At 72.1% G+C, this 18,510-nt stretch carries 19 protein-coding genes; 11 read left to right on the top strand and 8 right to left on the bottom strand.

Translation table 11 applies throughout. From position 1 onward, the window contains the following. Positions 1-182 precede the first annotated feature (182 nt). Positions 183-1,121, top strand: coding sequence for a glycoside hydrolase domain-containing protein (locus J421_RS09950; RefSeq protein WP_025411034.1), 939 nt, complete (start codon positions 183-185; stop codon positions 1,119-1,121). Positions 1,122-1,167: 46 nt separating this feature from the next. Beyond that, positions 1,168-2,547, top strand: a complete 1,380-nt coding sequence (locus J421_RS09945; RefSeq protein WP_201773134.1) for an erythromycin esterase family protein — start codon at positions 1,168-1,170, stop codon at positions 2,545-2,547. Positions 2,548-2,674: 127 nt separating this feature from the next. On the opposite strand, the gene J421_RS09940 is transcribed toward J421_RS09945, so the two are convergent. The 5 genes from J421_RS09940 to J421_RS09920 form a co-directional block, all read right to left on the bottom strand. After that, the gene (locus tag J421_RS09940) at positions 2,675-3,070 is read right to left on the bottom strand and encodes a GlcG/HbpS family heme-binding protein (RefSeq protein ID WP_025411032.1); all 396 of its coding nucleotides are present in this window, start codon (positions 3,068-3,070) and stop codon (positions 2,675-2,677) included. 41 nt (positions 3,071-3,111) lie between these two features. Beyond that, positions 3,112-4,068, bottom strand: a complete 957-nt coding sequence (gene cysK / locus J421_RS09935; protein WP_104022461.1) for a cysteine synthase A — start codon at positions 4,066-4,068, stop codon at positions 3,112-3,114. Then, on the bottom strand, positions 4,068-5,258 hold the full coding sequence (locus J421_RS09930) for a hypothetical protein (protein WP_025411030.1): 1,191 nt from the start codon (positions 5,256-5,258) through the stop codon (positions 4,068-4,070). The genes cysK and J421_RS09930 overlap by 1 nt, the downstream gene beginning before the upstream one ends. An 88-nt stretch (positions 5,259-5,346) precedes the next feature. Next, on the bottom strand, positions 5,347-5,676 hold the full coding sequence (locus J421_RS09925) for a hypothetical protein (protein WP_025411029.1): 330 nt from the start codon (positions 5,674-5,676) through the stop codon (positions 5,347-5,349). A 71-nt stretch (positions 5,677-5,747) separates the two neighbouring features. Next, on the bottom strand, positions 5,748-7,580 hold the full coding sequence (locus tag J421_RS09920) for a L,D-transpeptidase family protein (protein ID WP_158508725.1): 1,833 nt from the start codon (positions 7,578-7,580) through the stop codon (positions 5,748-5,750). 169 nt (positions 7,581-7,749) lie between these two features. On the opposite strand from J421_RS09920, the gene J421_RS09915 reads away from it, so the two are divergent. Next, on the top strand, positions 7,750-7,959 hold the full coding sequence (locus J421_RS09915) for a hypothetical protein (protein WP_025411027.1): 210 nt from the start codon (positions 7,750-7,752) through the stop codon (positions 7,957-7,959). Positions 7,960-7,977: 18 nt separating this feature from the next. Here the strand turns inward: J421_RS09915 and J421_RS09910 are convergent, their stop codons facing one another. Together J421_RS09910 and J421_RS09900 are read right to left on the bottom strand one after the other, a co-directional pair. Further along, positions 7,978-9,048 (bottom strand): hypothetical protein, encoded by a 1,071-nt coding sequence (locus J421_RS09910; RefSeq protein WP_148306240.1) that lies wholly within the window; start codon positions 9,046-9,048, stop codon positions 7,978-7,980. Positions 9,049-9,114: 66 nt separating this feature from the next. Further along, positions 9,115-10,227 carry a serine/threonine-protein kinase gene (locus J421_RS09900; RefSeq protein WP_025411024.1) on the bottom strand — a complete coding sequence of 371 codons (1,113 nt, stop codon included), beginning with the start codon at positions 10,225-10,227 and terminating at the stop codon, positions 9,115-9,117. Positions 10,228-10,568: 341 nt separating this feature from the next. On the opposite strand from J421_RS09900, the gene J421_RS32060 reads away from it, so the two are divergent. Beyond that, positions 10,569-11,267: a PEP-CTERM sorting domain-containing protein gene (locus tag J421_RS32060; RefSeq protein WP_158508723.1), complete on the top strand. Its 699-nt coding sequence runs from the start codon at positions 10,569-10,571 to the stop codon at positions 11,265-11,267. Here J421_RS32060 and J421_RS09890 read toward each other — a convergent pair. Then, positions 11,264-11,725, bottom strand: a complete 462-nt coding sequence (locus J421_RS09890; protein WP_025411022.1) for an SET domain-containing protein — start codon at positions 11,723-11,725, stop codon at positions 11,264-11,266. The two genes, J421_RS32060 and J421_RS09890, sit on opposite strands and share 4 nt — an antisense overlap. 85 nt (positions 11,726-11,810) lie before the next feature. On the opposite strand from J421_RS09890, the gene J421_RS09885 reads away from it, so the two are divergent. The 7 genes from J421_RS09885 to J421_RS32055 all read left to right on the top strand — a co-directional run bounded on the left by J421_RS09885 (position 11,811) and on the right by J421_RS32055 (position 18,494). After that, positions 11,811-12,533: a ZIP family metal transporter gene (locus J421_RS09885; RefSeq protein ID WP_025411021.1), complete on the top strand. Its 723-nt coding sequence runs from the start codon at positions 11,811-11,813 to the stop codon at positions 12,531-12,533. Beyond that, complete coding sequence (locus J421_RS09880) at positions 12,530-13,258, top strand: ZIP family metal transporter (RefSeq protein ID WP_025411020.1); 729 nt, start codon at positions 12,530-12,532, stop codon at positions 13,256-13,258. The genes J421_RS09885 and J421_RS09880 overlap by 4 nt, the downstream gene beginning before the upstream one ends. Before the next feature lie 284 nt (positions 13,259-13,542). Continuing rightward, positions 13,543-13,926, top strand: a complete 384-nt coding sequence (locus J421_RS09875; RefSeq protein WP_148306238.1) for a hypothetical protein — start codon at positions 13,543-13,545, stop codon at positions 13,924-13,926. 121 nt (positions 13,927-14,047) lie between these two features. Next, complete coding sequence (locus J421_RS09870) at positions 14,048-14,440, top strand: Ig-like domain-containing protein (RefSeq protein WP_025411018.1); 393 nt, start codon at positions 14,048-14,050, stop codon at positions 14,438-14,440. A gap of 17 nt (positions 14,441-14,457) precedes the next feature. Beyond that, positions 14,458-15,114: a cytidylate kinase-like family protein gene (locus tag J421_RS09865; RefSeq protein ID WP_025411017.1), complete on the top strand. Its 657-nt coding sequence runs from the start codon at positions 14,458-14,460 to the stop codon at positions 15,112-15,114. Positions 15,115-15,276: 162 nt separating this feature from the next. Continuing rightward, positions 15,277-16,671 carry a TolC family protein gene (locus tag J421_RS09860; RefSeq protein ID WP_158508721.1) on the top strand — a complete coding sequence of 465 codons (1,395 nt, stop codon included), beginning with the start codon at positions 15,277-15,279 and terminating at the stop codon, positions 16,669-16,671. 41 nt (positions 16,672-16,712) lie between these two features. Continuing rightward, positions 16,713-18,494, top strand: a complete 1,782-nt coding sequence (locus J421_RS32055) for an efflux RND transporter periplasmic adaptor subunit (RefSeq protein WP_025411015.1) — start codon at positions 16,713-16,715, stop codon at positions 18,492-18,494. Positions 18,495-18,510 lie beyond the last annotated feature (16 nt).

Here is an 18,510-nt window from a genome sequence, read left to right as displayed (position 1 = left end):
GTGGTGGGGCGCGCCGCGCACCCGCCTAACGAGAAACCCGTAAACGCACGGCGCGACGGCCCGTCGCGTGCCCGTAGAGCGGGCGCTGACCGTCGAGTCAGCGACGGGCCGAGAAGACCGCCGGGCGGCGGGATCGTGGGGAAGCAGATGGCGTAGGATTCATCGAGCCGATGCACCGTGACATGAATCACATCCTCCAGACCCTGCGCGAGAAGTGGCGGCACTCCGCGGCCGTGACCGGGCTCGCGGCGGTGTCCGCCGCGCTGGCCGTGCCACACATGTGGACGGTCGAGCCGCAGGTGCTGCCGGAGGTGGTGATCTCGGCCACCGAGCGCGTGGCCGAGATCCCGGTCGAGGTCGCGGCGAAGACGGCGTCGACGACCGGGCGTCACATGGGCTTCGACACGAACGTCTACCCGGGCGACAAGGCGATGCGCGCCTGGCGCGAGTCCGGGAAGTACGAGTGGGTGGGCTACTACCTGCCCGCGCCCTGCCACAAGGACAACTCGTGGGCGGGCAAGCGCGAGCGCCTCGTGGACATGAAGTGGGGCATGGCGGTCATCTACGTCGGCCAGCAGACGTGGGGTCGCACGCCGCGACCGAGCTCGAAGGCGGCGCAGAAGGCGCTGAAGTCGGGGGCGAGCTGCAACGCCGACCTCGTGAGCGCGGCGCGCGGCCGCATCGACGGCGACGACGCCGTGGCGAAGGCGGCCACCGACGGCTTCCCGAAGGGGACGGTCATCTTCCTCGACGTCGAGCGCATGGAGAAGATGCCGCAGGCGATGCGCGACTACTATCGCGCGTGGGCCGAGCGGGTCCTCGCCGACGGTCGGTATCGCGTGGGCGTGTACGTGCACGCGCACAACGCCGAGGACGTGCACGACGATCTGCAGCAGGTCTTCGCCTCCGCGCGCAACACGGAGGAGCCGACGATCTGGGTGGCGAGCGGCCACAACTTCTCGCGCGACAAGGCGCCGACCGACGTGGGGCACACGTTCGCCGACGTGTGGCAGGGGATGCTCGACGTCATGGAGAGCAACAACGGCGTGCGGCTGCCGATCGACGTGAACGTCGCCGCGGTGCCGAGCCCGTCGGACACGTACGCGATCGCTACGGACTGAATCCGTCGCAGTCCCTCTGGCCTGCTCCGTGCGGCCTGACGCCCGCATGAAACACCGCTGGCGTGATCGTCTCGAGGGCGCCGACGACGGGCGGCTGGTGGACGGCGTGCGGCGCATGGCGCGGCCGCTCGCGTCGGACGCGGGCCTCGACCCGCTGCTCGAGCGCATCGGCGACGCGCGCTTCGTGCTGCTCGGCGAGGCGACACACGGGACCTCGGAGTTCTACACGTGGCGCACGCGGCTCACGCGGCGGCTCGTCGAGGAGAAAGGGTTCGCGTTCGTCGCGGTGGAGGGCGACTGGCCCGACTGCTACCGGGTGAACCGGTGGGTGAAGGGACGTTCCGACGAGCCGCACGCGACCGACGTGCTGCACGCGTTCGACCGGTGGCCGACGTGGATGTGGGCGAACCGCGAGGTGGCGGAGCTCGCGGAATGGATGCGCGACCACAACCGGCGCTTCCCCGACGAGCGGAAGGTCGGCTTCTACGGCATGGACGTGTACTCGCTGTGGGACTCGATGCGCGGCGTGGTGGAGTACCTGGAGCGCGTGGACCCCGCCGCGGCGCGCTCGGCGCGCCGCGCATACGCGTGCTTCGATCCGTACCACGACGACGAGCACGAGTACGCGCGCGCGACGGCGCTCGTGCCGACGTCGTGCGAGGACGAGGCGGTGCTCATGCTCCGCGCGCTGCGCACCCGCGCCCCCGAGTACAAGGAGGACGGCCGCGAGGCGTACTTCGACGCCGAGCAGAACGCGCTCGTCGCGAAGAACGCCGAGCTGTACTACCGCACCATGATCCGCGGCGGGCCGACGTCGTGGAACGTGCGCGACCACCACATGGTGGAGACGCTGGAGCGCCTCGTCGCGTTCCACGACGAGGCGTTAGGCGCCGGGCGCACGAAGGCGATCGTGTGGGAGCACAACACCCACATCGGCGACGCGCGCTACACCGACATGCGCCGCGCCGGCATGGTGAACGTGGGGCAGCTCGTGCGCGAGGCGCACGGCGAGCGGCCCGACGAGCGCGACGGCGTGGTGCTCGTCGGGTTCGGCACGCACCGCGGTTCGGTGATCGCCGGCGACGAGTGGGGCGAGCCGATGCGGCGCATGCAGGTGCCCGAGGCGCGCGAGGGGAGCTGGGAAGACCTGCTCCATCGCGGCGGCGACGGCAAGGATCTGCTGCTCGTGTTCGACGCCGCCGACGACGGTGGGATCGCGGGGTTGTCGTCGCCGATCGACCATCGCGCGATCGGCGTGGTCTACGATCCCCGGCGCGAGCGGTGGGGCAACTACGTGCCGACGATCGTGCCCCGCCGCTACGACGCGTTCGTGTTCGTCGACGAGACGCGCGGGCTCGACCCGCTGCACATGCCGGCCCGGTTGCAACACGACGAGGTGGCGGAGACGTATCCCACTGGCATGTGAGCCGGCGCTGGTGCGGCGGGGCTGATGCCTCGGCGCTGGAACGGCGGCTCTGATACCGCGCGTTACCAGCGCCGCAGGTTCAGCGCCGCCTCACCAGCGCCGCAGCGACAGCGCCGCCGTTCCAGAATCAGAAGGCCTTCGCCCCGGCCTCGGCCACCTCGTGATCCTGCTTGCCCGATCCGCCGCTGACGCCGATCGCGCCGACGACCTGGCCGTCGCGCTTCAGCGGGATGCCGCCGGCGAAGATCATCACGCGGCCGTCGTTCGAGGCGTGGATGCCGAAGAAGTCCTTCCCCGGCTGCGACAGCGGCGCGAGGTCCTTCGTCGCGATGTCGAACGCGCGCGACGTCCACGCCTTCTTGATGGAGATGTCGACGCTGCCCATCCACGCGCCGTCCATGCGCACGTGCGCGACGAGATTCCCGCCGGCGTCGGCCACCGCGATGTTCATCGGCTGCCCGATCTCACCCGCCTTCTGCTCCGCCGCCGCGATGACGCGGCGCGCGTCTGCCAGCGTGACCATGTGCGACTCCTCGTTGAGATGGACCTGCGCGGGGCGCGGCGTCAGATCGCCGGGCCGGTGTCCTCCTGAAACAGCGTCGTCGACAGGTACCGCGCGCCCGAGTCGGGCGCGATCATCGCCACGCGCTTGCCCGGGCCGAGCTCGCGCGCGATGCCTAACGTCGCCCAGGCGATCGCGCCGCTCGACATCCCGACGAACAACCCTTCCTCGCGCGCGAGCCGCCGCGCGATCGGGAACGCGTCCTCCTCCCACGCCTGCACCACGCGGTCGACCACCGAGCGGTCGAGGTTCGCGGGGACGAAGCCGGGGCCCATCCCCTGGAACTGGTGCTGCCCGCGCACGCCGCCGGAGAGCACCGGCGAGCGCGCCGGCTCCACCGCGACGACGAGCACGTCGGGGTTGCGCTCCTTCAGGAAGCGCCCGACGCCGCTGATCGTGCCGCCCGTGCCGGAGCCGTAGACGAACGCGTCGACGCGCTCGCCCATCTGCGCCCACAGCTCGGGGCCCGTGGTCTCGTAGTGGATGCGCGGGTTCGCGGGGTTCGTGAACTGGTTCGGCATCCAGGCGCCCGTCGTGTCGCGGATGCGCTCCGCCTCCTCGATCGCGGCGAGCATGCGCCGCTCGGGATCGGTGAGCACGAGCTCCGCGCCGTACGCGCGCAGCGTGCGCTTGCGCTCCTCGCTCATCTGCGCCGGGAGACAGAGGATGAGCCGGTAGCCGCGCGCGCTTGCCACCTGCGCGAGGCCGATGCCCGTGTTGCCCGACGTCGGCTCGACGATCGTGCCGCCGGGCCGGAGGACGCCGCGCGCCTCCGCGTCGCGGATCATGCCTAACGCGGTGCGGTCCTTGATCGAGCCGCCGGGGTTCATCCCCTCCACCTTCACCCACACCTCCGCCATCGTCGGGTCGGCGATACGAGACAGGCGCACCATGGGGGTGCGCCCGATCGCTTCGTCGATCCGGGACGGCGTTAGGCCACTCCCGGCGTCGTCGATCATTACTGGTACTGGATGTACAGCGGTCGCGGCCGGAGCTGCAGGACCTCCTTCGGCGTCAGCAGCGCGTCGCCCGCCTTCGTGTCGTTGTGGTAGAACAGCTTGAACCCCGTGAACTGCACCGGGTGCGTCACGATGTAGTCGCGGTACGAATCGTACTTGAGCCACGGCGGGCCCCAGCCGTCCATGTCCATCACGACCTGCACGCGCGGCGTCGGGCGGATGCTCTCCGCGTCGGGCACCATGTCGCGACGGAAGCGATGCACGATGAGGATCTTCGGCGGCAGCTTCTTGTCGGCGACGAGCTTGTCGAGCGTCTGGATGACGTAGTTCACGTCGCTCGCCAGCATCTGCCCCACCTTCACGCTGGGCCTGACGCCCTCCTTCGCGTGGTGCATGTAGAACTCGGGGTCGATGCCGAGGTGCACGTCGGGGCGCTCGAGGTACTTCAGCAGCAGCGGCAGCTCCGCCTGCAGCGTGCTGTGGCCGCCCTGGATGTCGACGAACAGCAGACCCTTGCGGCTCTTCGCCCAGTTGTACGTGCGCTCGATCATCTCCGGCGACTCGCGCCGACGCCATCCGCCGTCGGGGCCGGGCGCACCCTGCGCGACGACGGCGACGAGATGGATCGCCGGAATCGTCTGCACGCTCGGATCCGCGGCGCGCCACTCGGCCACCGTGCGGTCGAGCATCGAGAGCATCTGCTGCTCGGGATACTCGCCGATGACGCCCATCTTCTTCGAGTGCGGGTTGCCGTAGTAGGCGACGATGCGATGGCCGGGGAGCAGCGCGCCGGGCAGCGGCGTCGGCCCCTTCGGCCACGTCGGCTCCTTGCTGAGGCCGAGCCGGACGGCCGACGCGGCGGAGCTGAGGTCGACCTTCTTGCGGCCCGGGATGCCGAACGGCACGACCTTGATCGCCGAGTCGGCGCCCGTCGTCGTGGTCGGGCTCGTGGTGGTCGGGCTCGTGGTCGCCGCGGCGGAATCGACGGGCGTCGCGCTCGCGGCGACGTCGCCGCCGCTCGCGGTCGCGGTGCTCGCCGTCGCGGTGCTCGCGACCGCGGCGCTATCGCCGCCGGTGGCGCCGACCTGCGGCGCGGCGGTGCCCTGCTTGGTGGTCTCGGACGCGCACGCGGCGAGCGCGGCGAGAGAGGCGGCGAGAAGAACGCGGTGCGTGACGGATGTGCCCTGCATGATGCGACGGTCGGGGAAAGCGGCGGCACCCGTGCCGCCGCGCGTGAGAACTATACCACGCGAGGGGACGCAGGTGCCGCCTCCGACGTCACGGCACGTTCGTCGGCTTCGCGTGGAGCTCGTGCGCCTTCGGGGAGCTGTCGTTCGCCGACGCGCGCGCGGCCGGCTGAATGCCCTTCGCGATCCCGCTCGCGGGCGTCTCGCCGGCCTGCTTGAGGCTGTCGATCGTCGACTTGCCGGCGGCGACCGCGCTGTCCATCACCGGCTTCTGCGAGCCGACCGATGGCGCGAGCCGGTTCGTGTCGGCGGGCGCGGCCGAGTCGGCCGACTGGTTCGCGCTCCGCCCGCAGGCGGCCGCGACGGCGAGCAGGGCCGCGGCGAGCATCGCGCGGCCGGCGTGCGAGAGATGCGTGCGCATCGGAGTCTCCCGGATCGTGTCGGGCCCCGCTCGGGCAGGAAGGATGCCGCCGCAGTGACGGCGAACGCGGCTCAGCGCGACAGGACCTGCCGCAGCCCGCTCACGGCCTGCCGCACCGCCGCGTTCGTGGAGGCCGTCTTCGTCGTGAGCTGCACGAGCGCATCGTCGCGGTCGTACAGGTCGTTGCCGAAGTGCAGCCCGTCGTCGGTGGCGAACGCGGTGAAGTACGTGATGTAGACCGGGATCTTGCGCGGCAGCTTCACGGTGCGGTTGTCCGGCCCGGAGTGCATCGCCGCATCCACCTTCTCGGCCGGCCAGTCGAGCACCCACTCGGCCAGCTCCGCGGGCTTCTCCACGCGGATGCAACCGTGGCTGAACGCGCGCACGTCCTTGTCGAACAGATCCTTCGCCGGCGTGTCGTGCAGATAGATGTTGAAGCTGTTCGGGAACAGGAACTTCACGTAGCCGAGCGAGTTCTTCTCGCCGGGCCTCTGACGGATGCGCGTCTCGCCGCCGTCCTTGAAGTACTCGAGCTGGTTCTCCTCCATGTAGCTCGGGTCGGCGGCGATCTTCGGCTCGATCTCCTTCGCCTGGATGTCCGGCGTGATGTTCCAGTACGGCCGGAAGACGACCATCTCCATGGAGTCGGCGAACGCGGGCGTCGTCTTGTCCTCGTAGTTCTGCCCGACGACGACCTTCATCTCGAGCACCTTCTTGCTGCTGTCGTAGGCCTCGAGTCGGAACGCGGGGACGTTCACGTAGATGTAGCGCGAGCCGAGCGAGCGCGGCATCCAGCGCATGCGCTCCATGTTCGCGGCGATCTGCGCGAGTCGGTAGTCGACCGGCTTGTTCATCGACTCCACCGTACCCGTGCCGAGGATGCTGTCGACGTCGATGGCGTGCGCGGCCTGGAACCGCGCCACGGCGCCGGCAAGCTCGCGGTCGTACACCCCGGATGCGGCGGGCGCGCCCGTCGCCGTGCTCCGGGTCCCGGCGGAATCGGGTGGGGCGGAGGTGGGTGCGGCAGGTGCGGCAGGTGCGGCGGTGCTCACCTGGTAGCCCTCCGCGCTCAGGCGAGCGCGCAGCGCCTGCAGCCGCGCGGGGTCGTCGTGCTGGCCGGGCTTGAGCGCCTTGCCGGCGGGCACCGTGCCCCAGCCGCCGCGCGCCGCGATCTGCCGGTACTGCGAGAGCGCCTTCCGCAGCCCCTCGTACTCGGGGCCCTGCGGCCGCATCCCGCCGATGGACTGGTCGAGCGCGTCCGTCGCGAGGCCGCGCATGAGCAGTCCGTCCATCGCCTCGTCGCGCGGGTCGATGTGCCAGTTCTGGTTCACGCTCGACGGGCTCACCTGCCCCACCATGAGATCCTCGCCGAGCGCGGCGTAGCTCGCGGTGAGGAGCACGTCGACGTCGGCCAGCTGCTCCGCCGAGCCGTGGCCGCCGTTCGACCGCATCGTCTGCAGCGCCTGCGTCAGCTCGGCGAACGGATACTCGCTGAGGTCGAGCGCGTCGCTGCTGTCGGCGTCGAGCATGGCGGTGGTGAGCGCCTGCACGCGCTGGGAGATGAGGCCGTCCTCGTTCATCCAGAGGGGGCTCTGCCCGTAGCTCTTGTAGAGCTTCTTCGCGTGCGCCCAGTGGTCGTCGTTGAAGCCCTGCGGCTTCGCGCCGGCGAGCCGCTGCTGGATGGCCGAACGGAGCGTCGCCGCGGGAACGCCCTGCACCGCCGTGACGGCGGGCGGGTTCCACGACCGGGTGACCTCGCCACCCGACTGCGTCGTCTCCACCGCCCCCGAGGCGGTCCGGGTGTCCCTCGCCTTGCACGCTCCGAGGGCGAGGAGCGGCGCCGTCGCGACGAGCGCGAGGCGGCGGAACGAGCGGATCGGCGGCTGCAGCATCTGGGAGGACATCTCGCGGTGTGAGGGTGTGTGTGCCCCGTCACAAGGCGAAATGCGGGCCATCGACTGATGAGTCTCCGTGCCGCGGCGTGCCGTCCGGAGCGGGCTGGTCGGCACCGGGCACGACCTCTGCATTAGGGGATGCCGTTCACGACCTCAGCCGCACACGCCGAAGACGACCATGGATCCGATCTCGATCGACCGCCGCCGCGCCAGCCGCCCCGACTCCAGCAGCCGCCGCACGCGCCTGCGCCTCCGCGACCTCTGCGACGAGGTGCTGGCATCGTACCGCGTGGCGACGGGCAGCGACCCGCTGTCGCCCGCCGAGCGCGACGACGCGCGCGAGCTGCTGCGCCAGGTCACCCCGTCGGTGCCGACGCCTCGCCGCTGACGCGACGAACCGACGCCGTCAGCACCGGGCGAGGAACCAGCAGCGCGTGGCCGGCGACGTCTCGAAGAACTGCAGCAGCATCGCACCCACCTTCTGCCGCGCGCTCTGCGCCGGGTGGGTGCGGTCCGACGGGTTGAAGTCGGATGGGGCCCAGGAGAGGCCATCGGCGCGCGGCTGCGCGCCGGCAGCCCACGGGTAGGGACCCCACGCGATCCACGGCGCCTCGCCCGTGTCGTACCGCAGCGAGCCCGCGCGACGGTCGGCGGCTCCGCCGGCCATCTGGTCGATCTGCGCACCGATCAGCCACTTCACGGCGAAGCCGGTCTCGTACGCGTACGGCTCCGGGTTCAGCGCCGACGTCGCGTACCCGGCATAGATGCGGCTCGTGAGGAAGACCTGGCGGAGGTTCGGGTAGCGCACCTTGAGCGCGCGCATCACCTCGCCGAGCTGTCGCTCCATCGCGTAGGCGTCGGCGGCCGTGTCGGGGAGCGACACGCGCGGCTGGGCGTTCGCCAGCTTGACCCACGCCGCCTGCACCTGGCGCTCGCTCAATCCGAGCGGCCGCAGCCAGGTGTCGCGGATGCGGTCGTAGTCCGGGGCGGTGGGGCTCGTCCACATCGAGGTGGTGCGACCGCCGTAGGCGCCGTTCACGAGCGCCAGCGTCGTGTGGTTCACCGTCGGGTCGGCCGTCGCCTGGCCGATGAAGCTGTACGGCGCGCACGACCCCGGCAGCCTGCCGTCGGAACAGAACTCCTGGGTCGCGTTCGACATCCCGATCGAGAGCAGCACGATCTTCCCGCTCGCGCTCGGCTGCCCGTTGGGGTCGAGTGGCTGGATGCGCGCCGCGGCGGCCTGACCGGCCGCCAGATGCGCCGCCGGTGGAGCGTTCGCCCCGTCGGGGTACAGCCCACCCTGGAAGCCGAGGTAGCAGCCGCGACCGAGGTCGCTCAGCGGCACCTTCGCGGTGTCGGCGGCGGACGCGCACGCCGCCACGGCGACGGACGGAGCGTCGGTCGGCGCCGACGCGCTGGAGCAGCCCGCGACGACGAGGGCGAGGACGAGGGACGAGGCGAGCGGCTTCGGCGACATGGGCGGCGGGGTGAGCGTGCCGCCTACTGACGCACGGCTCACCCCGCCGTTAACGGGCCGCGTCGCCTAACGCGCCAGCTTCACGAGCAGGGCCCCGCCGATCGCGCCGACGAGCGCGACGGCGAGCGCGCTCAGTCCGACGACCAGCCACCCCATCGTGTCGCGCGGAGCGGCGATGATCGACGGTGCGGGCGGGGGCGCCGGTACGACGGGGGCCGGGCTCACGGGGGTGGCGGGGGACAGCGGCGTGTAGCGCGGTCCCACCGGCACGCCCCGCCACGCCGCGATCTGCTCCGCCACCACGTGTCCGAGCTCCGCGGAGCTGGCGAAGCGTCGATCCGGCTCCGTGTCCAGCGCGCGGTCGAGCGTCGCCTGGAGGTCGGCGGGCCAGGCGCGGTCGGGGCGGACCTCGCGCAGCCGCGGCGTCCGCTCGGTGAGCCGGCGCATCGCCTCGCCGAACGTGCGCGCGGGATGGGCCTTCTTCCCGGTGAGCATCTCGAAGATGATGAGCGCCAGCGCGTACTGGTCGCTCCGTCCGTCGATCTCCTTGTCGCCGACGAGCTGCTCCGGGCTGACGTAGGCCGGCGTGCCGACGATGATCCCGGTGGACGTCACCGTCTGCCCCTTCCGCCAGTTCGCCTTCGCGATCCCGAAATCCACGACCTTCACGACGTCGCTCCCGTCCTTGCGACGGGCGAGCATCACGTTCTCGGGCTTCAGGTCGCGGTGCACGACGCCCATGTCCTCGGCCGCGCTCAGCGCCTCGCCGATCTGCCGGGCGATGTGCCCGGCCCGTTCGGGGGACGGCGGGCCCTGCTGCGCGAGCAGCGACGCGAGGGAGCTCCCCTCGACGAGCTCCATCGCGATGTAGAACATGCCGTCCGGCGTCTCGCCGAAGTCGTAGGTGGCGACGACGTTCGGGTGGTTCACGCGGCAGGCGCTGAGCGCCTCGCGCCGGAAGCGGGCGACGAGCTGCGGGTCGTCGGAGGCGTCGGGGTGGATGATCTTCAGCGCCGCGGGCCGGCCGACACGCACCTGCTCGGCGCGCCACACGCTGCCCATGCCCCCCTCGCCGATGCGGTCCTTCACGAGGTAGCGCTCGTCGATCATGCGGCCGGCGAGCGAGCCGTCGGCGACGATCCCCTCCAGACCCTTGCCGTCGGTGGGACAGAACAGCATCGCGCCGTCGTACGTCGCTCCGCAGGCGGGGCAGCGCTTTCGGGCCGGCTGATACGGTAGGGCAGGAATGGCGGCGGCAGGCATGGGACGTGGGCTGGCGGGGGGGTGCGCCAGTCGAGCGCAGAATGTTCACCGTTCGCGCGGCCGATGCCAGCCCGAGTTCCCGGCGGCTTCGAGCGTCGCCATTTTCGAGCAACGGCTCTCGCTGTCGGAGACCCGCACGACACCTCCTGAGCGCGCAGGATCAGACGCCAGTCATGGAGCAACCACGGAGGACTCACATGTGGATTGGGTCTGCCACCGCCGTGTCCCGTCACGCATCGATCCGGCGCCGTTGCGCGATGGGGCTGCTCCTCGGTGCCGTGGTCCTCACCCACCCGTCGCGAGCGCTCGCAGCACCGCGTGTCGGGCCGCCATCCTCCGCCGCGTTCCATCCGTGCTTTCCGTACGACATGGGATGTGCCACGGTGTGGATCATCACGCACGGCACCGAAGGATGGGTCCGCGTGAGGCCGGACCCGGGCGTGATACTGTGGAACGTCCAGATGTTCATCCGCGGCCACGAGCTCGACTCGCCACCCGGATGGAGCGACTGGGCCCGACCGGAAGGGGCGGCCCACCTGTCGGACCCACGCGAGCCGTTCCAGCAGTGGATGGTCGATTCCGATTTCGGCGGCGGCTTCGACCTTTTCACGTCCGCGAGCCCGCTGCTCGGATGCGGTGACTGGAATACCTACGTACCGACCGAGATCTCGGACGAGAACGGGAACGTGATCGACGTCCGGGTCGACACAATCCCCCTGTGGCCTGGCGGAATGATCGTCTGCGGCACGCAGAAGCAACCGGCGTGGATGCTCTTCCACCTCGTGGACCTCGACTGGCGCGCGAGCGACGTGCGATTCGATCCACGCATCAGCGCTCCGCCCGTCAGCATCGCGCCGGAGCCCAGCACGCTGGCACTCGCCATGACGGGCCTGTGTGCTCTCGTGTGGGTCACGCGCATGCGTCGGGGCGCCCGTGCCCGGCGCGAGCGTGCCTAACGCTTCTTCGCTAGGATCGTCCCCCGGCACGTCGCCGCGCCGCAGTGGCAGGGAAAGCGGCGCTTCGCCGCGGGCGTGTGCCGCTCCTCGAGCACGTACGCGTAGTCGTACGCCAGCTCCTCGCCGGGCTCCACGTCGCGGATCGTCTCGATCCAGATGCGCCCGTCCTCGACGACGGCGTCGCAGTTCGGGTCGCAGGAGTGGTTGATGAAGCGCGCCTCGTTGCCGTCCACCGCGGCGTCGATCACGACGTCGTCGTCGATCGCGAACAGGTAGGTGTGGTGGCGCTCGCCGGGAACGTCGGGGTAGCGGGCGTCGGCCTCGGCGGGGGTGAGTCGCTGGCCCGCATACTCGACGAGGCGCGTCCCCGCCGGAATGAAGCGCGTGGCGAACGCGCCGAGCCCCTGGATGGAGGAGGAGCGGATCTCGAAGGGCGGGTCGGCGGGCAGTGCGGACACCGCGGGAAGTTACCGGGCGCGACGCGGCCCGCGTACCTTTCGCCGCCCCTCACGAACCGAATCCGCCGCCCGCATCTCGTTTCCCGTGTCGCTCGTCCAGATCGTCCTGCTCGCCGCGCTCGCCGCCGTGCTCCCGGCGGGCATCGGCGCGTTCCTCGGCGCCGAGCGGATCGGGGCGGCGCGTCGGCGCGACGACCGCGCGGGCGGCGCCGAGCGCGCGATCGCGTGGGCGAACGCGTCGGCGGCGGGGCTCATGCTCGGCATCGCCTACGCCGTGCTCATGGCCGGGACGGCGCTCGTGCCGCTCGGCGGGACGCTCGGCGCCGGGCTCGGCGTCGGAGCGATCCACTTCCTCGGCGTGCGGGCGCGCACGACGCTCGCCCGGCGCGCCGTGATCGCGAGCGCGCTGCACTCCGCGGCGGAGGGGATCGCGATCGGCGCCGCGGCGGCGCTCGCCCCCGCGTTCGGGTTGTTCCTCGTGCTCACGTTCGCGCTGCACAACGTGTCCGAAGGCGCGGTGCTCGGCTCCGCGGTCGCGTACGACGGACGGAGCGCGTGGTCGGTGGCGCAGGCGGCGATGCTCGCGCGCACGGGCCAGCCGCTGCTGGCGGCACTCACGATGCTCGTCCTGCATGCCGCGCCGGTGCTGCAGCCGTGGGCGCTCGGCGTCGCGGCCGGCGCGCTCGTGTACCTGGTGCTGGCCGAGCTGCTGCCGGGGAGCTACCGGCTCACAGGACGGACGAGCATCGCGGTGGTGGTGAGCGTCGCCGCCGGGATCGTGGCCCTGCTCGGCGGGCGCTCGCGATGAGCGACACGATGCGCGTGTTCGTGTACGCGCTCTACACCGCGCTGGCGACGGGGCTCGGCGCGCTGCCGTTCCTGTTCGTGCGCGACCTGTCGCGGCGCGTCGTCGCGGCGTCGAACGCGATCGCCGCGGGGCTCATGCTCGGCGCGAGCCTGGGGCTCGTGGCCGAGGGCGCGCAGCGCAACGGCTGGGCGACGTTCGTGGGGGTGAACGTCGGCATCGGGTTCATCGTGCTGACGCAGCGGCTCATCGGCGACCACGAGCCGGAGATCGGCCAGTTCCGCGGCGCCGGCGCGCGGCGGATGCTCCTGATGGTGGTGGTGATGACGGTGCACTCCTTCGCCGAAGGCGCCGCGGTCGGCGTGTCGTTCGGCGGCGGGATGGCGCTCGCGACGGCGATCACCGTGGCGATCGCGGTGCACAACGTGCCCGAGGGGCTGGCGATCAGCGCGGTGCTGCGGCCCCAGGGCGTGTCGCTGCTCGCGTGCGCCGCGTGGAGCGTGTTCTCGTCGCTGCCGCAGCCGCTGATGGCGGTGCCGGCCTATCTGTTCGTGGAGCGGGTGGCGAGCGCGCTGCCGTACGGGCTGGGGTTCGCGGCGGGGGCGATGATCTTCATGGTGCTCGTGGAGCTGCTGCCGGAGGCGTACGAGCAGGAGCGCGGGCGGCGCGTGGCGCTTCTCACGGGGCTGACGCTCGCGGCGATGCTGCTCTTCCAGCAGTACGTGTAGCGCGGGACGCGCAAGGATTTCTTAGCGCGCGTCCGTCACCGCCGGAGAACGTGACCCTCGCCACGTTCTCTGGCGCGCGGTAACGTTCGCATGCCCGAGTCTGCTCGATGACCACGTCGACGCCGGCGTGCTCGGGTCCCCCCACCTCCCTGCGCGATCGTCTCGCGTCGTCACGCGAGCCCCCGACGTCGCGCACCGCCGCGAAACCGCGGCGACCCGCCCTTCCAATCCGACGTGCACCCCGCCGCGGCGAACGCCGCGGCCATCGGCGCACGCTGCCGACCATGCCCCCGACCACCATGTCGCGCCTCGCCACTCCGCCGTCGTCGCGCCCGGGCGCGACGCGCACGCTCCCCGTCGCCGACCGCCAGTACACGGACGTCCGCGAGATCGGCCCGCTGCTCGTGATGTGGTGCGAGGACGGGTCGGTGTGGGCGCGTGGGCTGCCGCCGCTCCACCACGTCGAGCGGCTCGACGATCGCACGGGGGAGATGCGGCTTCGCGACTTCGCCCAGGCGTGCGCGCGCATCGACACGTGCACGATGCAGGGCGTGCTCGACCGACTCGCGCGCGAGCTGCAGCACGCGCACGCCGGCGACCCGTTTCTCCCTTACCTGATGCAGTGGGTGGAGCACCGGGTGCGCGTGATCGCCCGCGGCGCGCGCTGACCGGCGCGCGCTGACCGGCGCGCGCTGACCGGCACGCTCGCCGCCGTTCCGGTCGCGGGGCCCGCGTCGTAGCTTCGACGCAGGACCGACCGACGCACCACCCGCCCCGCGATCCGCCGCCATGTTGCGTGTCCGACCGATCCAGCGCCTGCTCCCCGCCCTGGCGGCGTGCGCGCTGGGCTCCTGCAAGAGCTCCGACACGACCACCGAGGAGCCGGAGCCGCTCGCCACGGTCACCGTCTCGCCGACGGCCCTGTCGTTGCGGGTCGGCGACACCGCGAGCGTGACGGTCACGACGACGCCGGCGCTGTCGACCGGACGCACGGTCACGTGGACCAGCAGCCGCCCGTCGGTGGCGACCATCACGAGCGTGGCGCCGCTCGGCGGGCGCGTGTCGGTCCGCGCGGCGGCGGCGGGGACGGCCTCGCTCGACCTCACGTTTACGACGCCGCAGCAGACGGCGACGAAGAGCGTGTTCGTCATCGTGACGACGGCGACGCCGACGGCACCCTGACCGGAAGGGGGAGCGCCATGAGCGGCAACGGCACGGACCTCATCACGATCGCCCGCGAGTTCGGCGCCGGTGGGAGCGAGCTGGCCGAGGCGCTCGGCGAGCGGCTCGGGTGGCCGGTGCTGGACCGGCAGCTCGCCGAGCGCGTGGCGACGCGGCTCGAGCTCGACCCGGAAGCCGTCGAACGCATGGACGAGCATGCGCCGACGCTGCTCGCCCGCGTCGCGTCCGCGATGCTGGTCTGCCCGCCCGAGGCGCCGCTGTTCGTCGACACGGCGTCGGTGATGAGCCCCGACGCCGTGGCCGACGCCGTGCGCGCCGAGATGCTGGAGGCGGCCCGCACGCCGCCGCTGGTCGTGGTCGGGCACGGCGGGCAGTGCCTGTTCGCCGCCCGGCCGGGGACGCTCCACGTGCGCCTCGTGGCGCCGATGGCCGATCGGGTCGCCCGCATCTGCGAGCGGCAGGGGTGCGACCCGCGCACCGCCGCGACGCGGATCCGCGAGGCGGACGAGGACCGGAACGCCTACATCCGCCGATATCACGACGCGGAGTGGCGCAATCCCCTGCTCTACGACCTCCAGATCAACACGGGGCGCGTGTCGATCGCGGACGCGGCGGACCTCGTGGTGCGGCTCGTGCGGTCGCCGGACGCCGCCGGGAGCAGCGGTCCGCGCTAGACGGGACGGGCCGCGCGGCGTGTCGCGCGAGAGCGGCGAGGGGCGCGGATGGACCAGGTTTCCATCGGTCGGTGCGAGCGAGGGTCCGCCGGTTTAACGAAACCCCGCGGCGGCGCGTTTCTATCGCAGCCAACGCAGGTTCCTACCGCCGTCTCGACCTCCATGCCAACGCCTTCCCTGCCGGCCGCACGTCGCGGTCGACACGTGTTCCTCTTTGCCGTCGCCCTCGTGCCCGCGCTCGTCGCCGCCGAGGCGCGCGCGCAGCAGCAGCCGCCGGTGCGCATCCCCGCGCTCGCCGCGCCGATGTCCGACTCGGCGACCGGTCGGCCGATCACCCTGAGCGAGGCGATCGCGACGGCGCAGCGCAACGCGCCGTCGGCGATCCAGGCGCAGGGCCAGGTGCGCGCCGGGGCGACGTCGGTGCGCGCGGCGCGCGCCGCGTTCATCCCGAACGTGAACCTCAGCACGGGGCTCACGCGGCAGAACAACGTCGCCACGCGCGTGAACCCGACGACGGGCGAGCTGTCGAGCAATCGCTACCAGTCGACGACGAGCCTGTCGGCGAGCCTCGATCTGTTCGACGGCTTCCGCCGCATCAACGACCTGAAGGCCGCGCGGGCGCAGGAGAACGCCGCGGAGACCGGCGTGTCGGCGACGAACGCGAACCTCGCGTTCAGCGTGAAGCAGCAGTACTACGCGGCGCTCGCGGCGCGCGAGTCCGAGGTCGCGGCGCAGGCGCAGCTCGCGCAGGCGGAGCAGCAGCTCGCGCTCTCCATCGCGAAGCTGCACGCGCTCACGGCGACGCGCTCCGACTCGCTGCGCGGCGTGATCGCGGTGAGCCAGGCGCAGCTCGCGCTGCTGCAGGCGCGCAACAATCGCGCGACGGCCGACGCGGCGCTCACGCGCGTGATCGGCTCCGACGTGCCGGTGAGCGCGACGCCGACGGGGCTCACCGCGGACACCGCGTTCGTCGCGCTCGACAGCGCGCAGCTCGCGGCGCTCGCGCAGGACAACCCGAACATCCGCTCGGCGCAGGCGAGCCTCGAGGCGGCGCGGTTCTCGTACCGCTCGGCGCGCGGCGCGTACTACCCGACGGTGTCGCTGAGCTACGGGCGCAACCTCAGCTCGTCGAACAACTCGTTCGATCCGTTCGGCTCGGACTACACGACGAGCGGCAACTTCCGGCTGAACGTCGGGCTGCCGCTGTACAACCAGTTCAATCGCGAGCGCACGATCATCAACGCGGGGATCGCGGCGTCGAACGCCGAGGCCTCGCTCCGCGACCAACAGCTGCTGGCGCAGCAGTCGCTCGTCCAGGCGATCACCGCGCTGCGCACGGCGCAGCAGCAGATCGTGCTGCAGCAGCAGTCGGTGGCGGCGGCGGAAGAGGATCTCCGCGTGCAGCAGGAGCGCTACCAGCTCGGGGTCTCGACGCTGCTCGACGTGTTGACGTCGCAGACGCAGCTCAACAACGCGCGGCTCGCGCTGGTGCAGGCGCGCTTCTCGGCGCGGACGGCGCGCGCGCAGCTCGAGCAGCTCGTCGGTCGCGACCTGTAACCCTCATGCCTTCCTCCTCCCCAGCAGGGTCGAATCACGTCATGCGAATCTCCCCCTCCGCGGCCCGCCTCGTCTGCACGTTAGGCGCGCTCGGCACGCTGGCCGCTCTCGCCGCGTGCAGCGACAAGAAGGCCGAGGCGGCGCCCGTGCAGACGGTGCCCGTGCAGCGCCAGAGCGTCGTCGTCGACGTCGAGGCGACGGGCGTCATCCAGCCGATCGGCGCGGTCGACGTCCGGTCGAAGACGTCCGGGCAGATCGTGCAGATGCCGGTGCAGACCGGCTCGCAGGTGAAGCAGGGCGATCTGCTCGTGCGCATCGACCCGCGCGACGCGCAGAACCGCTACAACCAGGCGAAGGCCGCGCTCGACGCGGCGCACGCGTCGGTGCAGGTCACGAAGGCGCAGTTCGACCGCAACTCGTCGCTCGCGAAGCAGGGCGTGATCACGGCGCCGGAGCTCGAGAGCTCGCGCATCGCCTACGCGAACGCGCAGTCGCAGGTCGCCTCGGCGCAGACGCAGCTCGAGCTCGCGCAGATCTCGCTCGAGGACGTGACGATCACCGCGCCGTCGGCGGGGACGATCATCGCGACGAGCGTGGTGCCCGGGCAGGTCATCGCGTCGTCGACCAACTCGCCGAGCGGCGGCACGATCCTCATGACGCTCGCGAACCTCGGCTCGGTGTACGACTCGACGCTCGTGAACGAGAGCGACATCGGGAAGGTGAAGCCCGGCCAGGCGGCGACGATCACGGTCGATGCGTACCCGAACCGGCAGTTCCGCGGCGTGGTGGAGAAGATCGAGCCGCGCGCGACGGTGCAGCAGAGCGTGACGATGTTCCCGGTGAAGATCCGCATCGACAACATGGACGGCGCGCTGATGCCGGGCATGAACAGCGACGTCGCGATCCTCGTCGACAACCGGCAGGACGTGCTCGCGGTGCCGGTGGACGCGGTGCGTCCGGCGCGCGAGGCGACGACCGCCGCGCAGGCGCTCGGCCTCGACACGAACACAGTGCGCGCGGCGATGCAGGGGCAGATGCAGAATCGCGGCGGCCCGGCCGGCGGCGACACCGGTGCCGGCGTCGCGGTGGCGGGCGACGGCGCGTCGCGCGGCACACAGAACGCCCAGAGCGGCCAGGCCGGCCGCGGTGCGCCTAACGCAGGTCAGGGCGGCGCCGGGCGCCAGGGCAACTTCGGCGGGCCGCCGCCGTCGGCCGCGGCGTGCGACTCCGTGAACAAGGCGCTCGCCGCGCACCCGAAGCAGCGCGCGCGCCTCGACTCGCTCATGTCGCAGATGCGCTCCGGCGCGGTGGACTTCCAGACGGCGCGTGAGACGATGCGCGCGCTGTACGACAGCATGGGCGTGGACCCGCGCGCGGCGCGCGGCTGCCGTGGCAACGGCCAGGGCGGCGGCAACGGCGGCAACGGCGGCAACGGCGGCAACGGCGGTGGCCAGGGCGGCGCCGGCGGGGCCGGCGGCTTCGGCGGGGCTGGCGGGGCCGGCGGGTTCGGCGGCGGCGGGATGGGCCGCGGTCGCGCCGCGCAGTCGCGCGGGATCGTGTTCGTGCAGAACGGGGCGTCGTACGAGCCGCGCCTCGTGCAGCTCGGCCTGAGCAACTTCGACGTCGTGGAGATCGTGTCGGGGCTGCGCGAGGGGGAGCGCGTGGCGCTCGTCTCCGGCGCCGTGCAGCAGCAGAACCGCACGAACATGCAGAACCGGATGCGCAGCAACTCCGGCCTCCCCGGCATGGGCGGCGGCCCGGGCGGCGGCGGTGGCGGCCCGCGCGGCGGCGGTGGCGGTGGCGGCGGCCCGCGCGGCGGCTGAGGCCTAACGGCGAACG

This window comes from Gemmatirosa kalamazoonensis (assembly GCF_000522985.1).
Lineage (GTDB): Bacteria > Gemmatimonadota > Gemmatimonadetes > Gemmatimonadales > Gemmatimonadaceae > Gemmatirosa > Gemmatirosa kalamazoonensis.
Note: the sequence above shows the minus strand (reverse complement) of the source record. Positions and strands in the feature narration are given on the sequence as shown.